Below are 17,711 nucleotides of genomic sequence, written 5' to 3' on the forward strand. Positions count from 1 at the left end.
TCAGATAAGAAGAGAATGGAAGAGCTACTCGATCAGTTGGGAACACGTTATGATCAATCGCAAGCTCAACTGGATAATCCAGCAATTATATCTTCCGCTCTCGTGAGTAAACCGTTGCAAACTGCCGGTACATGGCTTAGTGATCTCAAGAAAGCAGAGCAAGATCAGGGACGGGCAAGCCATAATAACGGACCGATCACCCAGGACCCGATGATCTCTAACCCCTTTCAAGCCCTAGATGAAAGGACGTTATCTCTTAACGATAAGGTCTCATCCCCTGGCATACCGTCAGGACAGATCACGCTCCCACCGCCGATCTCTCCGCAAATACCAGGCGTATGGGCAAGCAATCATGTTTCCCTCTCTGGCATACAGGGCACATCCACCACGTCAACGAAGTCAAAGACAAAAACGACGGGAAAGCTTGATGGGCAAGCGCAGGCAAGCACCCCCACAGTCGCGATGGCTGGTATCACCCCGTCCCAGGATGTGCAGGTTCCCCCAGCCGTGACACGTATCCCGCCAGATCCGCCGCGCAAAGTCTCCCGGCCCGGTAGAGGACGATATATCATTCAGATTATCATTTGTCTGGTATTGCTTGGCGGGGCTGGCATCTTCTGGTTGCAGCAGCAAACACCAGGGTCAAACGCGAACTCGCGGCAAGACACCGCCAATACCGCGCCAACCAGCACGCCTGGCATGCTAGCTACATCACACGGAACCTCTGGGAGTCGTCCCACAAAGACGCCTGCGACGCAGAAGGCAACGCCGTCCGTGACGGAAACGCAAACAGCAATAGCAACGGTAGCGGCAAACCCCACATCTGTAAAGGCAACGCCGACTCCTATAGCGCCAACGAACAGCTATACGTTCTCGTTTGAGAACGGCACAAACGGATGGGGACAAAACGGGAACATATCACAGCTAGCAAGCAGCGCAAATGTAGCTATGGATGGCAGGCAATCTCTGCTGGTGGCGTTTAACTCCGCCAACGATCAAGACTTCCCATTCGTATTCAACGATACGCTACCCACCTCCCTCCCAGCGGGGAAAACGGTTACCGCCTATATTTACGCGGCTCAAGGCACCGATGTTCAGGCCACACTCTTTGTCATGGACCAGAACTGGAAATGGTATGGTGGCTCCTTTGTCACCCTTCCCAGTGGAACCTGGTATCGCCTGAGCTATACCATTCCTGCCACAATGCCAGGCTCAGCCAGGACACTGGGTGTCCAGTTATACGGCGTTCAAGCTACCATATACATCGATGCTGTGACCTGGAGTTAATGGTTGTAGTCGAAGTTGTTGAGGATGCCGACGTTGTTGTGCCTAACGAAGACCTCCCCTCTCATATTCTTGCTCACCTCCATCAATAGAGACAGAAGATCTACAGAAATGGCTATCTGTAGATCTTCTGTCTCTATCGCGAACAAGGATAATAATTCTCCTCTCCTTCTCTTCATTATGATCCTCTATAAAGGACTGATTCCGTCCTCCTTCGACGCTATATTGTCCTTAGCGAGCTGTATAAATAACCGTTTTATGGATCGCCATCGGCGACAGGCTGGTCCGCCGTCATGGTTTTCATTTGTTCCAAGTTGATCATAACAAAGGGAAAAGAAGAGATAATGGCAGAACGTATACTGACGTTGCGCGAACTCAACCGCGCCACTCTTGCGCGCCAATTCCTGCTAGAGCGAGTGAGCCAATCACTCCTAGATGCCATAAAGCATCTCATTGCTCTACAAGGGCAGGTGTCTAATGCTCCCTATATTGGCCTGTGGACGCGCCTGCGCGCCTTTGAGCGTGACTTCTTGAGCAATCTTCTTGAGGCGAGACATGTAGTGAGAGCATCGTCGCTGCGTGGGACCCTGCATCTTTTGATGGCAGAGGATTACTTGTGGATCCATCCTCTCCTTCGATCCACACTCAACCGCAATCTCCATCTCTTCGCTCGCAAAGCGCAGGGCTTTGAGTTGGATCGCTTCGTCAAGGTGATGCAAGCCTATATCCAGGAACAGCCACGTACGGGAGTCGAGTTGCGGGCAAAGATGGAAGAGTTTTTCCCCGGTATGGGCAAGCAGCAGATCGCCGACGCCGTAAGAATGCACCTGGCGCTTATCCAGATACTCCCTGCTGGCATGTGGGGGTTCACAGGCAAGCCAGCTCACATCCAGGCGTCGGCCTGGCTCGGACAACCATTTGCCTCCCCGCAGGAGGGGCTGCATGACCTTATTCGCCGTTATCTGGCGGCCTTCGGCCCGGCTAGTGCCAGAGATATTCAGGCCTGGTCGGGGCTGACCGGTATTCAGAGCTCCCTTGAAGCTCTCAGGCCAGAACTGCAAATATATCGAGATGAGCAGGGAAAAGAACTCTTTGATCTGCTGGATGCGCCTATCCCTCCCGCTGAGACACCCGCACCGGTACGTTTCCTCCCGGCGTTTGACAATCTTATATATGGCTACGCTGACCGCCTTCGTGTAATAACCAACGCCTATCGACCTTTTATCTCTCATGGCAATATTGTGGTTCAAGTCTTTCTGGTCGATGGCTTTGTGCATGGTTTGTGGAAGACTGAACGGCGAGACACCTCAGTAACACTTGTGATAGAGCCGTTTGGGCCACTTTCGCTCGCTGTTCAAAACGAGTTGCAGCAGGAGGGGGAGCGACTCTTACGCTGGATTGCCGACGACGCAGAGGCCTTTGAAATCCAGTTTCGCTTCCACGAGAACAGGTGATACGATATAAGCGTAGCGATTTTTCTGTGGATATGCCAAGAGGATCACTCGATTGACAGGGGCAGAACATACTCTAAGCGACAGATGCACTTCTCAAGCGGCTTCGCCTCAATAGTAAAAGACTTCCTGGATGCTGCTTTGCGCTCTTTTTGCGGCAAAAACAGTCACCCTAAACCCATTCAACTGCCTTAGAGTATGCTCTGGTCCATCTTGGCTGCGGACCTCCACCCCTCCAATATTACCGCCTGGCGAGCACTTCTCCAGACCCTCGACTATCGCCACGAGGGCCGTCGCCGCCGACTCCGCTTTCGCCGTGATCCACAGACCTATCTTGCCTCGTTGGAAGAGTGCCTTTGCAGATCAGGTTTGAAGTCGTAGTTTTTTTGGGCCAGAAACATATTCTTGCATAGATCCTCTAGAAAAGGCTGTTTGCAAGAACATGGCAATCTATTGGCAAACCTTCTTTCCCTGATCAAGTACACCAGCTAAGAGGACAAAGGCATGCATCTTCCCCTCCAATTATTTCACCTCACTGGCGAGAATGTAATCTTCATCTTCACCAGGAGGTTGCCAATACATCAGATAATTATCCAACATTTCTCGGCTAATCTTAAACGAGTCTTTCGTGAGATTATTGTTTCTTCCCACAACCCTTTCTCGTATCATTTCTATCGGCGTCTCAACATAGTACATTACCGCCTTAGCACCAATTGTACCTGTTCTTCTTCTCATCTCATCTCGTTGTTCTTTTTCCCAAAATCCCTCGTCAATAATGACATCAATACCTTTCTCAGCAAGCTGGAATGCAACATCCCTTGTTAACTCACAGATTTTATGATCCCATTCCTCATATCCATCGATTGTAGGATCGTTTCCAATTAAACGAATTGACCACTCATCCTTCGTGATTCTTACTGCGCCAGTTTTTTCTTCTAGCTTCTTTGCAAAAGTAGTTTTACCAGCACCGATAAATCCACAAATTAGATAAACAATAGGTTTTCTTTTCATAAACGTTATTCTACCAGGTTCTAAATCAAATGAAGAAACTACGCACAGGCGTTGAGGCTAATTGAAGTTAAAAATATGTGCTCCCTGACCAGAATTCAAAATTGAATCACTAACAGACTCTAGAAAAATTCGGATAGAAGATGAAAAGCAGATATTTCATCAATAGTAGATGTGTTTAAAATAGGGAAAATAATCGGCCCCTGATGCAACCAACCCACTTCTTGCGCCTGGCGAGTTCACCTCACATACTTGGATCCCAGGCAGGAACATCTTTAAGAATGGCACACATCATATGGGTATAATAGATCGCTAATTGCCTGGGTGAGTATGGCCTCTCCTCTTCCAACCACCAGGTTATCGTATCAACAAGTAGGGACGCGATCTGAGTCGGCACAAAGCCATCTTCGAAAACATGTAAAGAGTTTTTCTGTTGCCTCACAAGCCCCTTCAGAAGGGCTTGGAGACGTTCTTCTATCATCCTGGCAAGATAAGCACGCAAGTTGATGACAAACCAGGTACTCCCTCTCTTGCCAAGCAAGGCTCGATACAACCTCTCGTATTCCGCGACATGCTCAAACAGCGTCACATATGGAGGCAATATTTCCTCTGTATACTGGAAAAGCTCTCCCCATGACTGCAATGAGGTCTGCGCGTTCATGTTGTCTACAGCCTCGCGCCGGGAACTATCGAGCTCCTTGTTCATCGCGGCGACAATCTCTTCAAAGAGCTTCAACACCATATCATATTTATCTTCATAGTAGCGGTAGAAGGCTGTACGGCTGACCATCGCCCGGCTCGCGATATCAGCTACTGTCAACGCGTCAAAACCGCGCTCCTCTATTAAGGCGATAAACGCTTCCCGTATAAGTTTCTGCGTGCGCCGAACTCGCAGATCACCAGAGATATGTGACACATTCCGCTCCCTGTTACATAGGTAACACTTTCCCTTGATTGCTTCTCGTTTTTAGCTCTTGGATTAAGTAGACTCACAACAGATAGGGTATTACGAATACTTCACTATGTAACGAAATGGGAATAGTGTCAACATTAGCGCTCTGTCTCACGCTTGTGAGGAGGTAGTCCTCTCGCCTGTTTTTAAGATCCTTCAAGGAGTGAACGAAAATGTCACAACAACTTCCAATCCAGAATATTCTTATCTCCGGCGCTAGCATCGCCGGATTAACGCTCGCTTACTGGCTCAAGCAATATCATTTCAACGTGACTGTAGTTGAACAAGGTGCAGGGCCTCGCATGGGTGGCTCTCCGATTGATGTACGAGGTCAGGCCCTGGATGTAGCCGCTCGCATGGGGATTTTACCACAGGTCCAGGCAGCACAGGTGGGCACTGATGGTATGACCTTTGTAAATGCCTCTGGCAAACCCATAGGAAAGGTTAACCCAAATCAGTTCGACGAGCAGCCCGGTGAGGATGTGGAACTTCGCCGCGATGTACTGGTTGACATCCTCTATGGGTTGACAAAAGAGTCTGTGGACTTTCTTTTCCAGGATACGATTACGGCATTGAAACAAGACGAGACGGGTGTTGATGTAACCTTTGCTCATCATGAGGCTCGTCAGTTCGACGTGGTTATCGGGGCTGATGGCCTGCACTCGGCGGTACGGCGACTCGTTTTCGGAGAGGAGGCGCAATTTGTCCGTTACCTTGGCATGTATGTCTCCATTGTCGAGGTTGGCCCAGAGACCAATGCACAGGCAAACCGGGTCACGTTTTATAATACACCCGGAAGAATGGCGGGCCTCTCTCGCTATCCAGATCAGGATTACGCTATGTTTGTCTTCCGCTCACCCAAATTACATTATGACTACCACAGCATTCAGGAGAAGAAACACCTTCTGCTCAACGCCTTCGCTGGCGAATCGGCATGGGAAGTTCCTCAGTTGTTAGATGCGGTCAGAGACGCGCCCGACCTCTACATTGATGAGGTCAGCCAGGTTCGGATGCCGCACTGGTCACAGGGAAGGGTCGCGCTCATCGGTGATGCCGCCCATTGCGCGGCCTTCCTATCTGGCATGGGAAGCACGCTGGCTATGGTTGGAGCCTCTACACTTGCGGAGGAACTCGCCAGAGCCCACGCAGATTATCGTCAAGCCTTTACGCAATATGAAAAGATAATGCGGCCCATTGTAGAGCCAACCCAGGCACGTGTACCAGAGGTCGCTCGCTTTTTCGTCCCAACCACCTCCTTTGGGATCTGGGCTCGCAACCAGCTTACCCACTTTATGCCCCTTCTTGAAGCGTTTAGCTCCCGGAACAAATAGTGTTTTGGATATAAGAAAGCCCATGCGAGATGCGTCCTGAGATGCATCTCGCATGGGCTTTCTTGATGCACAATTTTGATCCAGCTTTGCCATGGTTTGGAGTATGAGTAGACGCAGGCGTGCATCATTGTGCATGACCATTGAAGCCAGTACTGCAAACGCTCGCATATCATTGAGCATGCCTAACGCTTTAATTGCGGCTTTACATGCGTGATATTCAGAATCATTGATTAATGTCAACAACGCACTATATGCCTGTATTCACTCGGTACGACGGCGCATAATGCTTTTGATGGCCTGCAGGCGCACCTGGCTATCCGGGTCGGCCAATTCAGTGAGGAGCATAGTGAAAGGGGGGTGTGATGTCTTCACGAAAAATATTCAATCTTTCTGTAGATACTAATTTCATGGTTCTACTCTTGTCTTCTTTTCACTCTATCCTGTTCTGGCAAGGCTGGAGAATCATAGGATATTCTGTTTTATCTTATCCGACCCAGAAGACCTCTATGTTTCACACTCGGTTCTTTCGATCAGGCTCCATGTTGAAAGGCTTACGAAGTTGGGGGGAGGCGCTGATCGAGAGAGGGGGCAGGAATCCGTTGTGTTTTTGGTACCACTAACAGGTAGATGAGGATTGCGATCCCACTGAAGGTCAGCGTCCCAAGAAACCAGCCCCATTGTCTTTGCCTGCCTTGCCTTACCAGAGCACCAATCCAGGTGATGCAGCCACATACCAATGCCATGAGCAAGACTATCACTGCCAGGAAATAGATATCCAGGACAGAACCAGAGAAATCATCTTCGATGATGGCTCGGCACGTTGTTTCTCCAGAATGTTGAGCAGAGCGACAATATTGGTGAAGATCGGGGTTTAAGACAACATTGGCATAGATACCGAGAGCCACAGCCATTATGAGAAAAAGTACACACAAGAGAAACCAGACCGCAATGGCTTTATTCGACATAAAAGAGATCCCTCCCTTTGATGAACACGTGTCACAAGGCAGCAAGGGGACACATGGGCATAGTTATCCTCATATACCATATGTATTTAAAACATATTATAACCCTCCCCATCACGGTTACCAGTGGCCCATTGGATAAGAAAAGGAACTCCTGAAGATGCAGAGCCGTCTCCTGTCTAGGAGTATTTCTTGAAATATCGTACTTCAACACTGAAGAAAGGCCCATATTGATACATACTTCTCTATCTATCTCTCAACGATGTTTTCTTCTTATGAGTATCATGATTGCGTTTTTCCTGGTCGGATGCGAGTATAACGCGAAAAGTGACGCGACAGCGCCTCCGACGAGCATACGGTCTACATCGCCAACAGTTCCAGTTCCTACGGCTCCTCCTGACTCCGTCACCTTGCAGGTAGGAGCAGCTAGCTATCAGGTAGGGAGCGACATGAGCGTGACAATCAAGAATCAGAGCAAGCAGGCAATCTCTTTTTTCAATGCTCGAACAGACTGCACCGTGCTCCTTTTGGAGCGGCAGGGTGCCAACTCCTGGGAGCCTGTTGCGCCCTGCGCACGCAAGTTCATGCCTCAACTCCATTTCTTGAAAACGGGAGAAACTCTGGAGGTCAATTTCGCCATTTCCGATCAATGGCCGACAGGTCAATATCGAGCGCGGTTAGACTATCGTGTTGGCTCAGAGACAAAGGGTGGAGGAGCAACGACAATTGTTTCGAGTGTGTTCCATGTGGGCTGATAACTGCTGTCGTCTCTTCTTGGACTGCAGGTCTTTGCATTTCATGAACCCTTCTAAAACGGAAAATGTTCTTCACATAGCTTTAAACGTGAGATGGTGCCCACCTCGTGCAGGTTCCAGAAACCTCCTGCGTAAGGAGCACGATCAGCTTGTAGCCAACGTAAGGACAAACGCGTTGCCTCCGGCTGTAACAGATGGCGATCGATTAATCCAATGCCCCAAGCTATCCGTTAGGAACAGGTGAGCTAACCGCTCCCAGGTAGGCTAAGAAGGTGAAAAAGTGAACAGCCCTGGTCAATGGTGAGCGAACAATGTGTTGTGGAACGAGAGCAAATATTGCGCCATGTGATGAGGAGAAAGAGGCATATCATTCTCAAGCCACCAGGCTAAGAGGCTGAGGACGGCTCCCGCAAAACATTGCACTTGCATAGCAAGCGGGAAGGTGAAGGACTCATTGGCAGGAGCTAATTTGTGCAGTTTGACCAAAGCCACTTCTGCGACATACTTCTTGATCAGTTCCTGAAACCGACCAATCCCTTCCCCACACAACATTAACTTGTAGAAGTGTTGATGCTGTGCGACATGCTCAAACAGGCGAATAAAATAGGGTGGCGGATCATTCAGAGAGAATGCGCCGGGTGGCCTATGCCCTTCCGCAAGCAATGCTTCATACATCTGGCGCATTCCTTGCTCAAGTAAGGCGTACTTATCCTCATAATGCTTATAAAATGTGGTGCGATGAACCATCGCTCGCTCACAGATATCTTTGACAGTAACCTCCTCAAATGGCCGCTCGGAAAGTTCCGCCATCAGTGCTTCCCACAGCAACTTGTGAGTGCGCCGAACACGCAAATCTGCGTGCTCTTCAGAGATCTTCATCGACGCATTCCTTTCTTGTGTCTCTTATGCTACAATAGTGCTCTTTTTGCTTCTTGATTCGTCGTGCTTTTTCTAGCATACTCGAAGTAGGAACAGATGTAAAGATAGGCTACACTCTGTAGACAAACGTATTCAGAAAACGAGCCAGATCGTTCGCTCTGTCTTGAGCCTGTTCCTACACACAAACAGGTATTTCTAGAAAAAGAGCATTTTTCGCTGAAAAGGAGCAACAATCTATGCATTCATTTGCACGCCACCGCCACCGTTCCTCGGCTGAAGGATCAACGAAAGACACAAAAGGGCTGGTTCTCAATGATGGCTGGCGTTACGATCTAGGGGAATGGTTCCACGATACCTTTTCATTCCATGGAGCGTTTCGAAAGCTCAGGCAGAGGACCATCGGCCTGGCACGTTTGCAACTGGGGGAGCAGGTGCTTGATGTGGGATGTGGTACGGGGACACTCGCGGTGGAAGCAGCGCGCCACATTGGCCGCATGGGCCGCATTGAGGGAATTGATCCGGGAGCCCAGCAGATCGCCCGTGCCCGTGCGAAAGCGGCTCGGCGCAACCTTCCAGTCGAGTTCCAACTTGGGGTGATTGAACAACTCCCCTTCCCAGATCAGACATTTGATGTGGTGTTCTCGACCTTGATGATGCATCATTTGCCAGTTCCTCTCAAACGCCAGGGGCTTGCGGAAATCGCTCGTGTCCTCAAATCTGGTGGACGACTCGTCATTGCTGACTTCAAACCCAAGCAGGAACGTGCAGGCCAAGCAGCGAATTTTCATGCCGGAGGGAGCCATATACAAAAACTGGAAGCTCTCCTCAAGGAAGCCAGTTTTTGTCAGATAGAAACGGAGGAGTTGCTCCCCCCACGCTTCTCTACCTTTCCAGGAGCGATCCTCGTCCGTGCTTACAAAAGCTGAGATGAAAGAACGATCCTATGAGAAAACACAGACTTGTACTCCATCGAGAAGCGAGGTACCTATGAACGATATCGCCGATACCTTGGTCCGCATCCAGACCTCTGCGGAAGATCGTCTCTTTGAGAAGAAAGCAAGATCAGAGAAGTTATTTTCGCGCCCTCATGCTATGCTCGCTTTCGCGAGCAACGTTCGTCATCTGGAGCCGAGTAGAGAAGAAACGCGCAGAGCTTTGTCTTCACACATAAACACGAGATCCGGAGGAGAGACCTGGCGGCATTGCCTTTCTCTCATCACCCAACAATTGATAAGGAGTGCTTTTTATGAGAAAAATTATCGTCCACATGTTCCTCACGCTTGATGGCGTCATGCAAGCTCCTGGTAGACCTGACGAAGACACTTCAGACGGCTTCAAATATGGCGGTTGGACTGCGCCGTACTTTACCGAAGCTGACGAAGCGGCTGGTGAATTCATGGCAAAATATATGAAGCCTGCAGATCTTCTTTTAGGCAGGAAAACATTTGAGTTTTTTGCGTCCTACTGGCCTGAGCATGCAGACATGTGGCCTGGCATCAATGACGTCACAAAATATGTGATGAGTCATACCATGGACAAATCAGATTGGAAAAACTCAGTTTTTCTGAAAAGCGTCGATGACATCAAAAATCTCAAGAACTCAGAAGGTTCTGATATTCAGGTTCACGGCAGTGGTAACCTGATCCAGACACTGCTCAAACATGATCTGGTTGATAAGCTATGGCTCAAAACTTTCCCAATCACGCTTGGCATGGGTAAGCGTTTGTTAAGTGAGGGCACTATTCCTGCGGCCTTTACATTAACAGACAGTTTGGTTACACCAAATGGTGTGATTTTCGCCAATTATGAGCGAGCCGGAGAAGTTAAGACAGATACTGTTGGAGCTTAAGGCAGCTCACTTGTTAATAAAAAACGTGCCTCCTCTAAAGAGAAAAACGAACAAATCTTTTCTCAAAGGGGAGGCAAAGTTGAAAAAGGTCTCAGATCGCCAGTCAACTCTCTCTACTCGTTGCTGTCCAGATGCGCAAGATTTCTTCTCATCGTGGGACTCTGGCTGGCTGTGGTTGATAGCGTGCGTTTTGTGTTCAGACGTTGACATCCAGGCAAAAAAGCAGGTATAATTTTATTGACGTACGGTATTTACCGTACGTTCTCTATTTATCATACGAGCAGTATAAAACGCACGTAAGTGGTAAAGGAAAACTTATGCCTGCACAACCAGAGAAAGATAATGAGGAGTTGCTGCCTGAGGGCGTTGCTGTAACTATGCCCGAACTTCCAGCAACGCTCAGGGTATATACCGCGCAGCAGTTTAAAGCAATCGGTGATGATACGCGTTTGCACATTCTGGATATTATCAAGCATACGCCAGCCACGGCTAAGCAGATTGGTGAAAGACTGAACATCCCGCCGGGCACAATTGGGCACCACCTGCAAGTCCTGGAAGCGGCGGGACTTGCCCGGGTCGTCGCGCGCCGCCTGGTCCATGGAATTGTGGCGAAGTATTATACACGCACTGCTCGTCTCTTTCAGTTCGACTTTCCCCCGGAGGTTACGCCGCGCGCAGAGCAAACACTCCGTTTCCTCACAAAAGCGCGCGAACAACTCGCCGATTCTCTGGTGCTGGATGAGGAAGAAGTATTCTCGTTCTGCACAACGAGCTTCCCGCACGCCCGGCTCTCGCGGGAGCACGCCGAAGAATTTGGCAAGCGACTCTCCGACCTGATATACGAGTTCGCGACCCAACCAGCAGATCCCGAGGGGCAGGTTTATGGGCTCTGTACCGCCTTCTTTTTAGCGCCCCCTTACTTACAAAACCCTGGTTCATCTTCCGCAGAAGCAGAGCATGAGGAAAGGAACTCCTGACGACAATGCAACAGAAGACGAGCGATCGCATCCCCCGAAAAATCAATACGAACTTCTGGAAATACTGGACTGGCCAGACCATCTCGAATCTTGGGAGTTCGGTGACGCTTTTTGCCCTGCCCCTGCTTGTCTATAAAATCACCGGTTCAGCACTCAACCTGGGTATAGCCTCGGCTGTAACTATGCTGCCCTATTTGCTTTTTGGCTTACTCCTCGGCGCGTGGGCTGATCGCGTTGACCGCAAGCGTATGATGATCTGGGTTGATATTGGCCGCGCGGCTATCATCGCGAGCATTCCCATGGCAGCCCGGTTGGGTTGGCTCTCCGTCTGGTGGATTTATCTTGTCGGCTTTCTTCACTCAACCCTGACTATCAGCTTTACCTCAGGTGAATTTGCGGCTATCCCCAACCTTGTTGACCAGGATGATCTCGTCACGGCCAATGGGCGTATTCAGGCCAGCTACTCGGCGGCCAGTATCCTGGGACCTGTCCTGGCAGGGGTTCTGGTGACTTTTGTACCTCTGGTGTCGCTTATGCTTCTCGATTCGCTCTCTTTTATGCTTTCGGCGCTCTCTTTTGCTTTCATTACCATCAGCTTCAATGCCAGCAAAGACGAGCAAGCGGAACACAAACACATTTTCCAGGATGTCAGTGAAGGATTACGTTACGTTTGGCGGCATCCTGTACTGCGCAATATCTCGCTGATGATGGCCCTGGTCAACTTTGTGGAGGCCACACAGAATGCGCAGCTTGTCCTGTTTGCAAAAGACCGCTTCCACGCCAGCGACACCCAGGTTGGACTGTTCTATACGGCGGGAAGTATTGGAATAGTGGTTCTCTCTTTGTTGGCCGGAGTCCTGCGCACAAGGTGGTCTTTTAGCAAGGTTGCCCTGAGTGCGCTCATGTTGATGGGCCTCTTTACGCTCATTCTGTCTTTCACTCCCTGGTACTGGCTGGCTCTGTTCATTCAAGCACTTGCGCAGGGTCTGGGCATTCTCTTTAACATCAACACGGGAAGCCTACGCCAGGCGATCGTTCCCAATCAGCTTTTAGGACGCGTCATGAGTATTGCCACCTTCCTGGCCTGGTCGGCCATCCCCCTGGGCTCGTTGCTCGGAGGATTTATCATCAGTCTGACCGGGAATGTGACGCTGGTTTACGCGGGCATCGGCATCCTGGTTATGCTCATCCCATTCGGCTTCTCGTTTACGCCTCTGGGACACGCCGAGCGCTATCTTCCTCAAAAGGACGAAAAACAACAGGAGGTACCTGCTCTGGACATGGAGTGACCAGGCGCTGCTCCTGGCCATTCACTGCCGGTACCTATTCTTGCTGGCTCTCTCATCAGGGACTCACACGGTATTTCGCTCTATTCTGCGCAGCGCAGGATAGAGCGAAGGTCAACGGATCATAGTTCTCGACGAGGGTTCAACTGGTTTTCCCACTGGTGATTCAGAAGATAGGGAATAAATTGAAGTCGAGCTGTCTGAATACGTTGTAACATAGTGGAGATGTGTTCCTCCTTCAACCAATGCTTTGGCCTGCTAGAGTTTATGGTACTGGAAAATCATCACACCACTCTCAAAGGTCTTCGAAGAAACCAGACGAAACTTCTTTACCTGAAACTGACCAGAAAAAAGCGGTATACCATTGCCAATCACGATAGGATTGAGCTTCAGAATAAGTTCATCTATTTCAGGGAGAAGCTGTTGAGCAAGCTTACCACCTCCACAGAGCCAGATATCCATCCCCTCTTCCTGCTTGAGTTCTTGAACCTTCTTGAGAGGGTCGCTAGAGATAAATTCGACGGAAGGATCGATCTCTGCTGACAGGCTGGAACTTATGACGATCTGGCGGAGCTGTGGATAGGGACTGGTTAGACCCGCCTTCAAACCTGGTTCATACGTTCCACGCCCCATGACAACCGTATCAAAATGTTTATTGGCAGCGCTGATTTCGAAGTGAGCGCGGGCAGGGGCAGGGAGCGTCTCTGGGAATTCCTCGAAAAGATAGGGGAAAAGATCAGTGGCTCTATCAGCGGCTGGAAAAAAATCGTACTGGCCGGCTGGTCCGGCGATGTAACCATCTAAGGTCGATGCAACATAGTAAACAAGTTTTCTCAATTGTTTTCCTTTCATTCGGGATAGTTGAAGGATACAGCCCCATCGGGTGAGTTGTGATCGCCCGATGGAGTGGTTGTAAATGGGTGAGCGGAGAATGGGGAAAGTTAGAGTAAGGAGAGGCGCTGCGCCACCGAGCTTGCTTCCACACGATTATGGACATCCAGCTTGCGGTAGAGGCTTTGGACATGGGTTTTCACAGTATTGACAGAGATCACCAGGGCGTTGGCGATCTCTGGATTGGAGCGCCCGGCGACCAGCAAGCGGAGAATCCGTTGTTCCTGCTCGCTGAGTGGCTCCAAGAGCAGCACATCCTTCCTGATAGACGCCGTCTCTTCTTTGGGCTGAGCACCTGATTCCTGAGCAAATGCGCTCAGCAAGGTTCGCGCATGGGAGATCAGGGAAGTCTCGCGGAGTTCTGGCAATAGCATGTTCAGCAGCGCTTCCATCGCTGGACCTTCATCCAGAAAGAGGCGTTGATAGTTTTCAGAGTGGGCCAGTCGCAAGGCATGGAGAAGAGAGATTCTCGCCTGGCTGTGTTCTTGACGGACGAAGTGGGCTAGAGCCTCCAGAATCTGGATTTCCAGAACGCTGTGTTTGCGTCCCTGAGCCAGAGCCTTCTCTTTCCAGGGGGCCAACTCGTTCAACGCAGCCTCTCCCCTCTTTTGCGCAATATGCAACCGCACGAGGAGCAGCGCTTCTTCTTGCTGGAGCATAAGTGGAAGCTCTTCCTCCAACTCGGGTGCCTGGGAGCTGAACGCCTGATCCTTTTCCTGTGCCCATAGTTCGATTGCTGACGGATCTCCAGCGGCCAGTTGGAGTCGTGCCCGGTAGACGCGTAGTACTCTCAAAGACCAGGGGGAATGCGTATGCATCTCCCATTGTGAGAGTACATCCTGAGCCAGAGTGGTCTCTCCACCAGCATGCAACAAGCGAGCCTGGATAAACGAACCCGATGCCAGAACGTGAACCCCTGTCTCCGGCTTCTCTCGGAGCGCCAGAGCTTGAGACAACGTCTGCCGCGCATCTGCCAGCTCATTGCACTCATACGAAAGTTGAGCAAGACAATGATAGGCCCAGGAGGCGAAGAAAGGCTCTTCCTCCCCTGTTTCCAAGAGCAATTGCTGGCGGGATATCTCCTGATCTTGATTCATATGAGTAAGAGCTTGCCGGCAATAGTATGAGGCCCTGCGCAGATTGCCCTGTTCCAAGCATACGGCACTCAACAGAAGGGACGCGGAAATCGCCGAGGAGAACAGACTGAGATTTTTCGCTCTCCTGTACGCTTCGAGAAGGCGCGACCAGGCTGCCTCCATCTCGCCTGCCAGAAAGGCTTCTAATCCACTCCACCCAACATTGTCCGGATACATCAGACTATGTTCGGAAAGCAGCGGTCGAGCCTGACGAGACAATGGCAACGCGTCTTCGAGATCCCCTTGAAAAAAGGCCAGTTCGGCGTGCAGTTGCAGTGCTTCCCCCAGTTGCTCCCACTGTCGTGTTGCCTCAAAACCCTGCTTCGCCCACTGAAGAAGCCGTTCGACCTGTTCCCAGGTTTCAGACGAACGCCGATCGGTTGTAAACGTCAACGCGAGGACAAACAGGAGACAGAGATCTGGTTGGGCTCGCACGATCTCCTCAGGCAGTTGTTTCAGCCAACGAGACAATGTATGGTACGCATTGCGAAAACTCTGCGGGATGACAAAGCGCTCGATCAGCGACGCCGCACGACCAAAATCTTCCCCAGCAAGCGCTGCTTCTATTGCTTCAGGAAGCATCTGCTGTTGCTCATACCATTGACTCGCTTTGCTCCTCAATACACGAAGCGCGGCTGCTCCCAGGCGAAGCCGTGCTTCATGTTGCATGGCTTGCGCCCAGAGGGCATGATAGCGGTACCACTGCCGACGCTCATCGAGGGGTTGGAGAAACAGATTGGCTCGTTCCACCTGTTCGAGTAGGCGCGCACTATCCTCTCTTCCCCTGACGGCATCGCAGAGCGAGGCACTCAGCGGGTTCAGCCAGCTCGTTTGTAACAAGAAGGCTTGCAGTTCTGCTGACAGGCTGGCAAGGATCTCTTCGCGCAGGTAATCGAGCACGAAGCGCTGGCTTCCGCTCAGTGTTTGCACATAGATGGATGGGTCAGCATGGTTCTGGAGCACAAGGGCGGCCAATTGCAAGCTGGCAATCCAGCCCTCGGTACGCGTTTGCAGCAGCCCAACATCCGTCTCCGAGAGAGCGAGTTCCATGCGCTGTGTAAGAAAATGCTGTGTTTCTTCCCGCGTAAAGCGCAGATCGGTGGTGCGAATCTCGCCCAAAGAACCACGCACACGGAAGCGAGCAAGGGGAAGATCAGGATCAACACGGCTCGCGAGCACCAGATGGACGTGAATCGGCAGATGCTCTAGAAAGAAGGCCAGAAAGGTGTGAATCGTCGCCTCCTCAATCACATGATAGTCGTCCAGGATCAGCAGGAGCGGCTCTTCATTCCTCTCTGCCAACTCGTTGAGCAGGGTCGTCACGCTCAGAGAAAGCGGTTCAGGGGTCGGTGCTTGTAGCAAAGTGAGCACACGCCCACCAATCGCTGGTCGACATCGGCGCAGGGCAGCGATGATTGAAAGCCAGAAGCGTCTGGGGTCATTGTCCAACGTTTCCAATGAGAGCCAAGCAATAGCATGAGGATGTTGATGCGCCCAGGCGGAGAGCAGGGTGGTCTTGCCCCACCCTGCGGAGGCAGAGAGCAAGGTCAGAGGACGAGAGAAGGCAGCATCTAACAGAGAGAGCAATCGTTCTCGGACCACGAGCGGGGCAGGCGGACGTGGGGGAGAAAATCTGGTCACAACCATTGTTTCCCGGAGTTCGCTCCCTTGCTGGAGCATGCCACGAGAGGTTTCCTCGCTCACATGCGCTGTCTGCGTGGAGATAAGGGCAGGAGCGGCCTGCGCATGTTCCGAATGGTGTTTCTGGAGGATATGGGCTATCTCCTCTAAACGCGCGAGGGTGATCTTTGCACTGTGTCCGAGATAGCGCTTGGAGGTCTGACCGGCGCTTTTGGAGTAGGCATACCAGTAGCCAGTTCCACGTGCCCGAGTCTCTTTGAGGACGTTGAGATGACCGTGTTGCCCCTGAAAGGAAAAAGAGGAATGCGTGTCCAACCAGGCATGCCACACGTCCTCGTTTTCCGACGTGATCACCTGCGGTGGATGATCAGGGGTATAGAGCAAATAGCGGTGGTTCTCAGCAGACCAGATGAGTGTATGAGCAGACGGATTTGGCATAGACTCCTTGAACACAACAAGAGGCATCAAAAGAGAAACCACAGGTACCCACCAGGACAGCAGATCCCCAACAGGCTTTTCCCAGGTCCCCAACACGGGTGAGTATAGCAGAAATGAGAGACATAAACAAGTTCTTACCGGCGCCACTCAAAGGGCGTCATGATCCCCACAACGGGGCGGCCCCCTGGGGTGTCCCAGGAGGGCCATCCGTTGTGGTGCTGATGTGATGGTGATGGTTGGTCAGCGACGCGGCCGATTGAGTGCCGGAAGCAGCACCTGTAGATCCATCCACAGAACGCGATCACTCCTGCGCAGCCGCTCGATCTGCTCGCGCATCTGAGCGGCCTGATCCTCCGTCATATGCTCTGCGTGCTTGACCGTCAGTTGGCGGAGCTGCATGGCCGGGAAGCTCGTGAGCAAACTGACGGGCAGATACTGAATCTGCTCGACGGTCAGCCATCCGACGTTGAGGCCGGCGACCTGCCACGACGTCAACGCCCTGAGCTGCCAGTACAGCAGGTTCTGGACCTGCCCCCTGGTGAGCTTGTCGAGCAGCCCACCGCTCTGCCCCTCGAACTGCTCGCGGGTCAGCCACTCGACCTTGATCTTCTGGTACTGCTCCTTCGGCAGCCATCCGATCTGCTGGCGCGTCAGCGCCTCGAACTGCTCGCGGGTCAGCCATTCGACCTTGATCCCCTTGACCTGCGTTTCCAGCAGATCCTTGATCTGATCCGGCGTCCGCTTCCGGATCCAATCCCGTGATAGTGCCACGTCAGCCTCCCTGGCTGCTCGTGGAAGTGGTCTCGACTGACCAACTTCCGGGCTTTTCGTGCCTTGCTTGCCCTGACTCTACACCTGGCTTGCATCGTGC

16 protein-coding genes are annotated in these 17,711 nt (G+C 51.3%); 9 read left to right on the forward strand and 7 right to left on the reverse strand.

Features of this window, described 5'->3' with window-relative positions; translation table 11 throughout:
* The first annotated feature begins 15 nt into the window (after nucleotides 1-15).
* The 3 genes from K3T82_RS29040 to K3T82_RS29050 all read left to right on the forward strand — a co-directional run bounded on the left by K3T82_RS29040 (nucleotide 16) and on the right by K3T82_RS29050 (nucleotide 3,116).
* Nucleotides 16-1,287 carry a hypothetical protein gene (locus K3T82_RS29040; protein ID WP_220197007.1) on the forward strand — a complete coding sequence of 424 codons (1,272 nt, stop codon included), beginning with the start codon at nucleotides 16-18 and terminating at the stop codon, nucleotides 1,285-1,287.
* A 341-nt stretch (nucleotides 1,288-1,628) separates the two neighbouring features.
* On the forward strand, nucleotides 1,629-2,738 hold the full coding sequence (locus K3T82_RS29045; protein ID WP_220197008.1) for a winged helix DNA-binding domain-containing protein: 1,110 nt from the start codon (nucleotides 1,629-1,631) through the stop codon (nucleotides 2,736-2,738).
* Nucleotides 2,739-2,933: 195 nt separating this feature from the next.
* On the forward strand, nucleotides 2,934-3,116 hold the full coding sequence (locus K3T82_RS29050) for a hypothetical protein (RefSeq protein ID WP_220197009.1): 183 nt from the start codon (nucleotides 2,934-2,936) through the stop codon (nucleotides 3,114-3,116).
* A gap of 141 nt (nucleotides 3,117-3,257) precedes the next feature.
* Here the strand turns inward: K3T82_RS29050 and K3T82_RS29055 are convergent, their stop codons facing one another.
* Nucleotides 3,258-3,746 carry a P-loop nucleotide/nucleoside kinase family protein gene (locus K3T82_RS29055; RefSeq protein WP_220197010.1) on the reverse strand — a complete coding sequence of 163 codons (489 nt, stop codon included), beginning with the start codon at nucleotides 3,744-3,746 and terminating at the stop codon, nucleotides 3,258-3,260.
* Nucleotides 3,747-3,987: 241 nt separating this feature from the next.
* On the reverse strand, nucleotides 3,988-4,659 hold the full coding sequence (locus K3T82_RS29060) for a TetR/AcrR family transcriptional regulator (protein ID WP_220197011.1): 672 nt from the start codon (nucleotides 4,657-4,659) through the stop codon (nucleotides 3,988-3,990).
* 209 nt (nucleotides 4,660-4,868) lie between these two features.
* Here K3T82_RS29060 and K3T82_RS29065 point away from each other — a divergent pair, with 209 nt between their 5' ends.
* Complete coding sequence (locus tag K3T82_RS29065) at nucleotides 4,869-6,026, forward strand: FAD-dependent monooxygenase (protein WP_220197012.1); 1,158 nt, start codon at nucleotides 4,869-4,871, stop codon at nucleotides 6,024-6,026.
* A 551-nt stretch (nucleotides 6,027-6,577) separates the two neighbouring features.
* Here K3T82_RS29065 and K3T82_RS29070 read toward each other — a convergent pair.
* The gene (locus K3T82_RS29070; protein WP_220197013.1) at nucleotides 6,578-6,991 is read right to left on the reverse strand and encodes a hypothetical protein; all 414 of its coding nucleotides are present in this window, start codon (nucleotides 6,989-6,991) and stop codon (nucleotides 6,578-6,580) included.
* Nucleotides 6,992-7,263: 272 nt separating this feature from the next.
* Here K3T82_RS29070 and K3T82_RS29075 point away from each other — a divergent pair, with 272 nt between their 5' ends.
* Nucleotides 7,264-7,743: a hypothetical protein gene (locus K3T82_RS29075; protein WP_220197014.1), complete on the forward strand. Its 480-nt coding sequence runs from the start codon at nucleotides 7,264-7,266 to the stop codon at nucleotides 7,741-7,743.
* Nucleotides 7,744-8,037: 294 nt separating this feature from the next.
* Here the strand turns inward: K3T82_RS29075 and K3T82_RS29080 are convergent, their stop codons facing one another.
* The gene (locus K3T82_RS29080) at nucleotides 8,038-8,622 is read right to left on the reverse strand and encodes a TetR/AcrR family transcriptional regulator (RefSeq protein WP_220197015.1); all 585 of its coding nucleotides are present in this window, start codon (nucleotides 8,620-8,622) and stop codon (nucleotides 8,038-8,040) included.
* A 236-nt stretch (nucleotides 8,623-8,858) separates the two neighbouring features.
* Between K3T82_RS29080 and K3T82_RS29085 the strand changes: the two genes are divergently transcribed.
* From K3T82_RS29085 to K3T82_RS29100, 4 genes are all read left to right on the forward strand, one after another.
* Nucleotides 8,859-9,548: a class I SAM-dependent methyltransferase gene (locus tag K3T82_RS29085; protein WP_220197016.1), complete on the forward strand. Its 690-nt coding sequence runs from the start codon at nucleotides 8,859-8,861 to the stop codon at nucleotides 9,546-9,548.
* Between the two features lie 320 nt (nucleotides 9,549-9,868).
* Nucleotides 9,869-10,471, forward strand: a complete 603-nt coding sequence (locus K3T82_RS29090; RefSeq protein ID WP_220197017.1) for a dihydrofolate reductase family protein — start codon at nucleotides 9,869-9,871, stop codon at nucleotides 10,469-10,471.
* 317 nt (nucleotides 10,472-10,788) lie between these two features.
* Nucleotides 10,789-11,448, forward strand: coding sequence for an ArsR/SmtB family transcription factor (locus K3T82_RS29095; RefSeq protein WP_220197018.1), 660 nt, complete (start codon nucleotides 10,789-10,791; stop codon nucleotides 11,446-11,448).
* Between the two features lie 5 nt (nucleotides 11,449-11,453).
* Nucleotides 11,454-12,737, forward strand: coding sequence for an MFS transporter (locus K3T82_RS29100; protein ID WP_220197019.1), 1,284 nt, complete (start codon nucleotides 11,454-11,456; stop codon nucleotides 12,735-12,737).
* A gap of 255 nt (nucleotides 12,738-12,992) precedes the next feature.
* Here the strand turns inward: K3T82_RS29100 and K3T82_RS29105 are convergent, their stop codons facing one another.
* The 3 genes from K3T82_RS29105 to K3T82_RS29115 all read right to left on the reverse strand — a co-directional run bounded on the left by K3T82_RS29105 (nucleotide 12,993) and on the right by K3T82_RS29115 (nucleotide 17,611).
* On the reverse strand, nucleotides 12,993-13,571 hold the full coding sequence (locus K3T82_RS29105) for a dihydrofolate reductase family protein (RefSeq protein ID WP_220197020.1): 579 nt from the start codon (nucleotides 13,569-13,571) through the stop codon (nucleotides 12,993-12,995).
* Between the two features lie 104 nt (nucleotides 13,572-13,675).
* Entirely contained in the window at nucleotides 13,676-16,840 is a 3,165-nt protein-coding gene (locus K3T82_RS29110; protein WP_220197021.1) for a winged helix-turn-helix domain-containing protein, read from the reverse strand.
* A 240-nt stretch (nucleotides 16,841-17,080) separates the two neighbouring features.
* Nucleotides 17,081-17,611 (reverse strand): hypothetical protein, encoded by a 531-nt coding sequence (locus K3T82_RS29115; protein ID WP_220197022.1) that lies wholly within the window; start codon nucleotides 17,609-17,611, stop codon nucleotides 17,081-17,083.
* Nucleotides 17,612-17,711 lie beyond the last annotated feature (100 nt).

Source organism: Ktedonospora formicarum (genome assembly GCF_016587355.1).
Taxonomy (GTDB): domain Bacteria; phylum Chloroflexota; class Ktedonobacteria; order Ktedonobacterales; family Ktedonobacteraceae; genus Ktedonobacter; species Ktedonobacter formicarum.

Coding starts and splice junctions, on each gene's coding strand:
- K3T82_RS29045 (WP_220197008.1), top strand. CDS start 1,629: ATGGCAGAACGTATACTGACGTTGCGCGAACTCAACCGCGCCACTCTT.
- K3T82_RS29040 (WP_220197007.1), top strand. CDS start 16: ATGGAAGAGCTACTCGATCAGTTGGGAACACGTTATGATCAATCGCAA.
- K3T82_RS29055 (WP_220197010.1), bottom strand. CDS start 3,746: ATGAAAAGAAAACCTATTGTTTATCTAATTTGTGGATTTATCGGTGCT.
- K3T82_RS29070 (WP_220197013.1), bottom strand. CDS start 6,991: ATGTCGAATAAAGCCATTGCGGTCTGGTTTCTCTTGTGTGTACTTTTT.
- K3T82_RS29050 (WP_220197009.1), top strand. CDS start 2,934: ATGCTCTGGTCCATCTTGGCTGCGGACCTCCACCCCTCCAATATTACC.
- K3T82_RS29090 (WP_220197017.1), top strand. CDS start 9,869: ATGAGAAAAATTATCGTCCACATGTTCCTCACGCTTGATGGCGTCATG.
- K3T82_RS29080 (WP_220197015.1), bottom strand. CDS start 8,622: ATGAAGATCTCTGAAGAGCACGCAGATTTGCGTGTTCGGCGCACTCAC.
- K3T82_RS29095 (WP_220197018.1), top strand. CDS start 10,789: ATGCCTGCACAACCAGAGAAAGATAATGAGGAGTTGCTGCCTGAGGGC.
- K3T82_RS29065 (WP_220197012.1), top strand. CDS start 4,869: ATGTCACAACAACTTCCAATCCAGAATATTCTTATCTCCGGCGCTAGC.
- K3T82_RS29100 (WP_220197019.1), top strand. CDS start 11,454: ATGCAACAGAAGACGAGCGATCGCATCCCCCGAAAAATCAATACGAAC.
- K3T82_RS29075 (WP_220197014.1), top strand. CDS start 7,264: ATGAGTATCATGATTGCGTTTTTCCTGGTCGGATGCGAGTATAACGCG.
- K3T82_RS29085 (WP_220197016.1), top strand. CDS start 8,859: ATGCATTCATTTGCACGCCACCGCCACCGTTCCTCGGCTGAAGGATCA.
- K3T82_RS29110 (WP_220197021.1), bottom strand. CDS start 16,840: ATGCCAAATCCGTCTGCTCATACACTCATCTGGTCTGCTGAGAACCAC.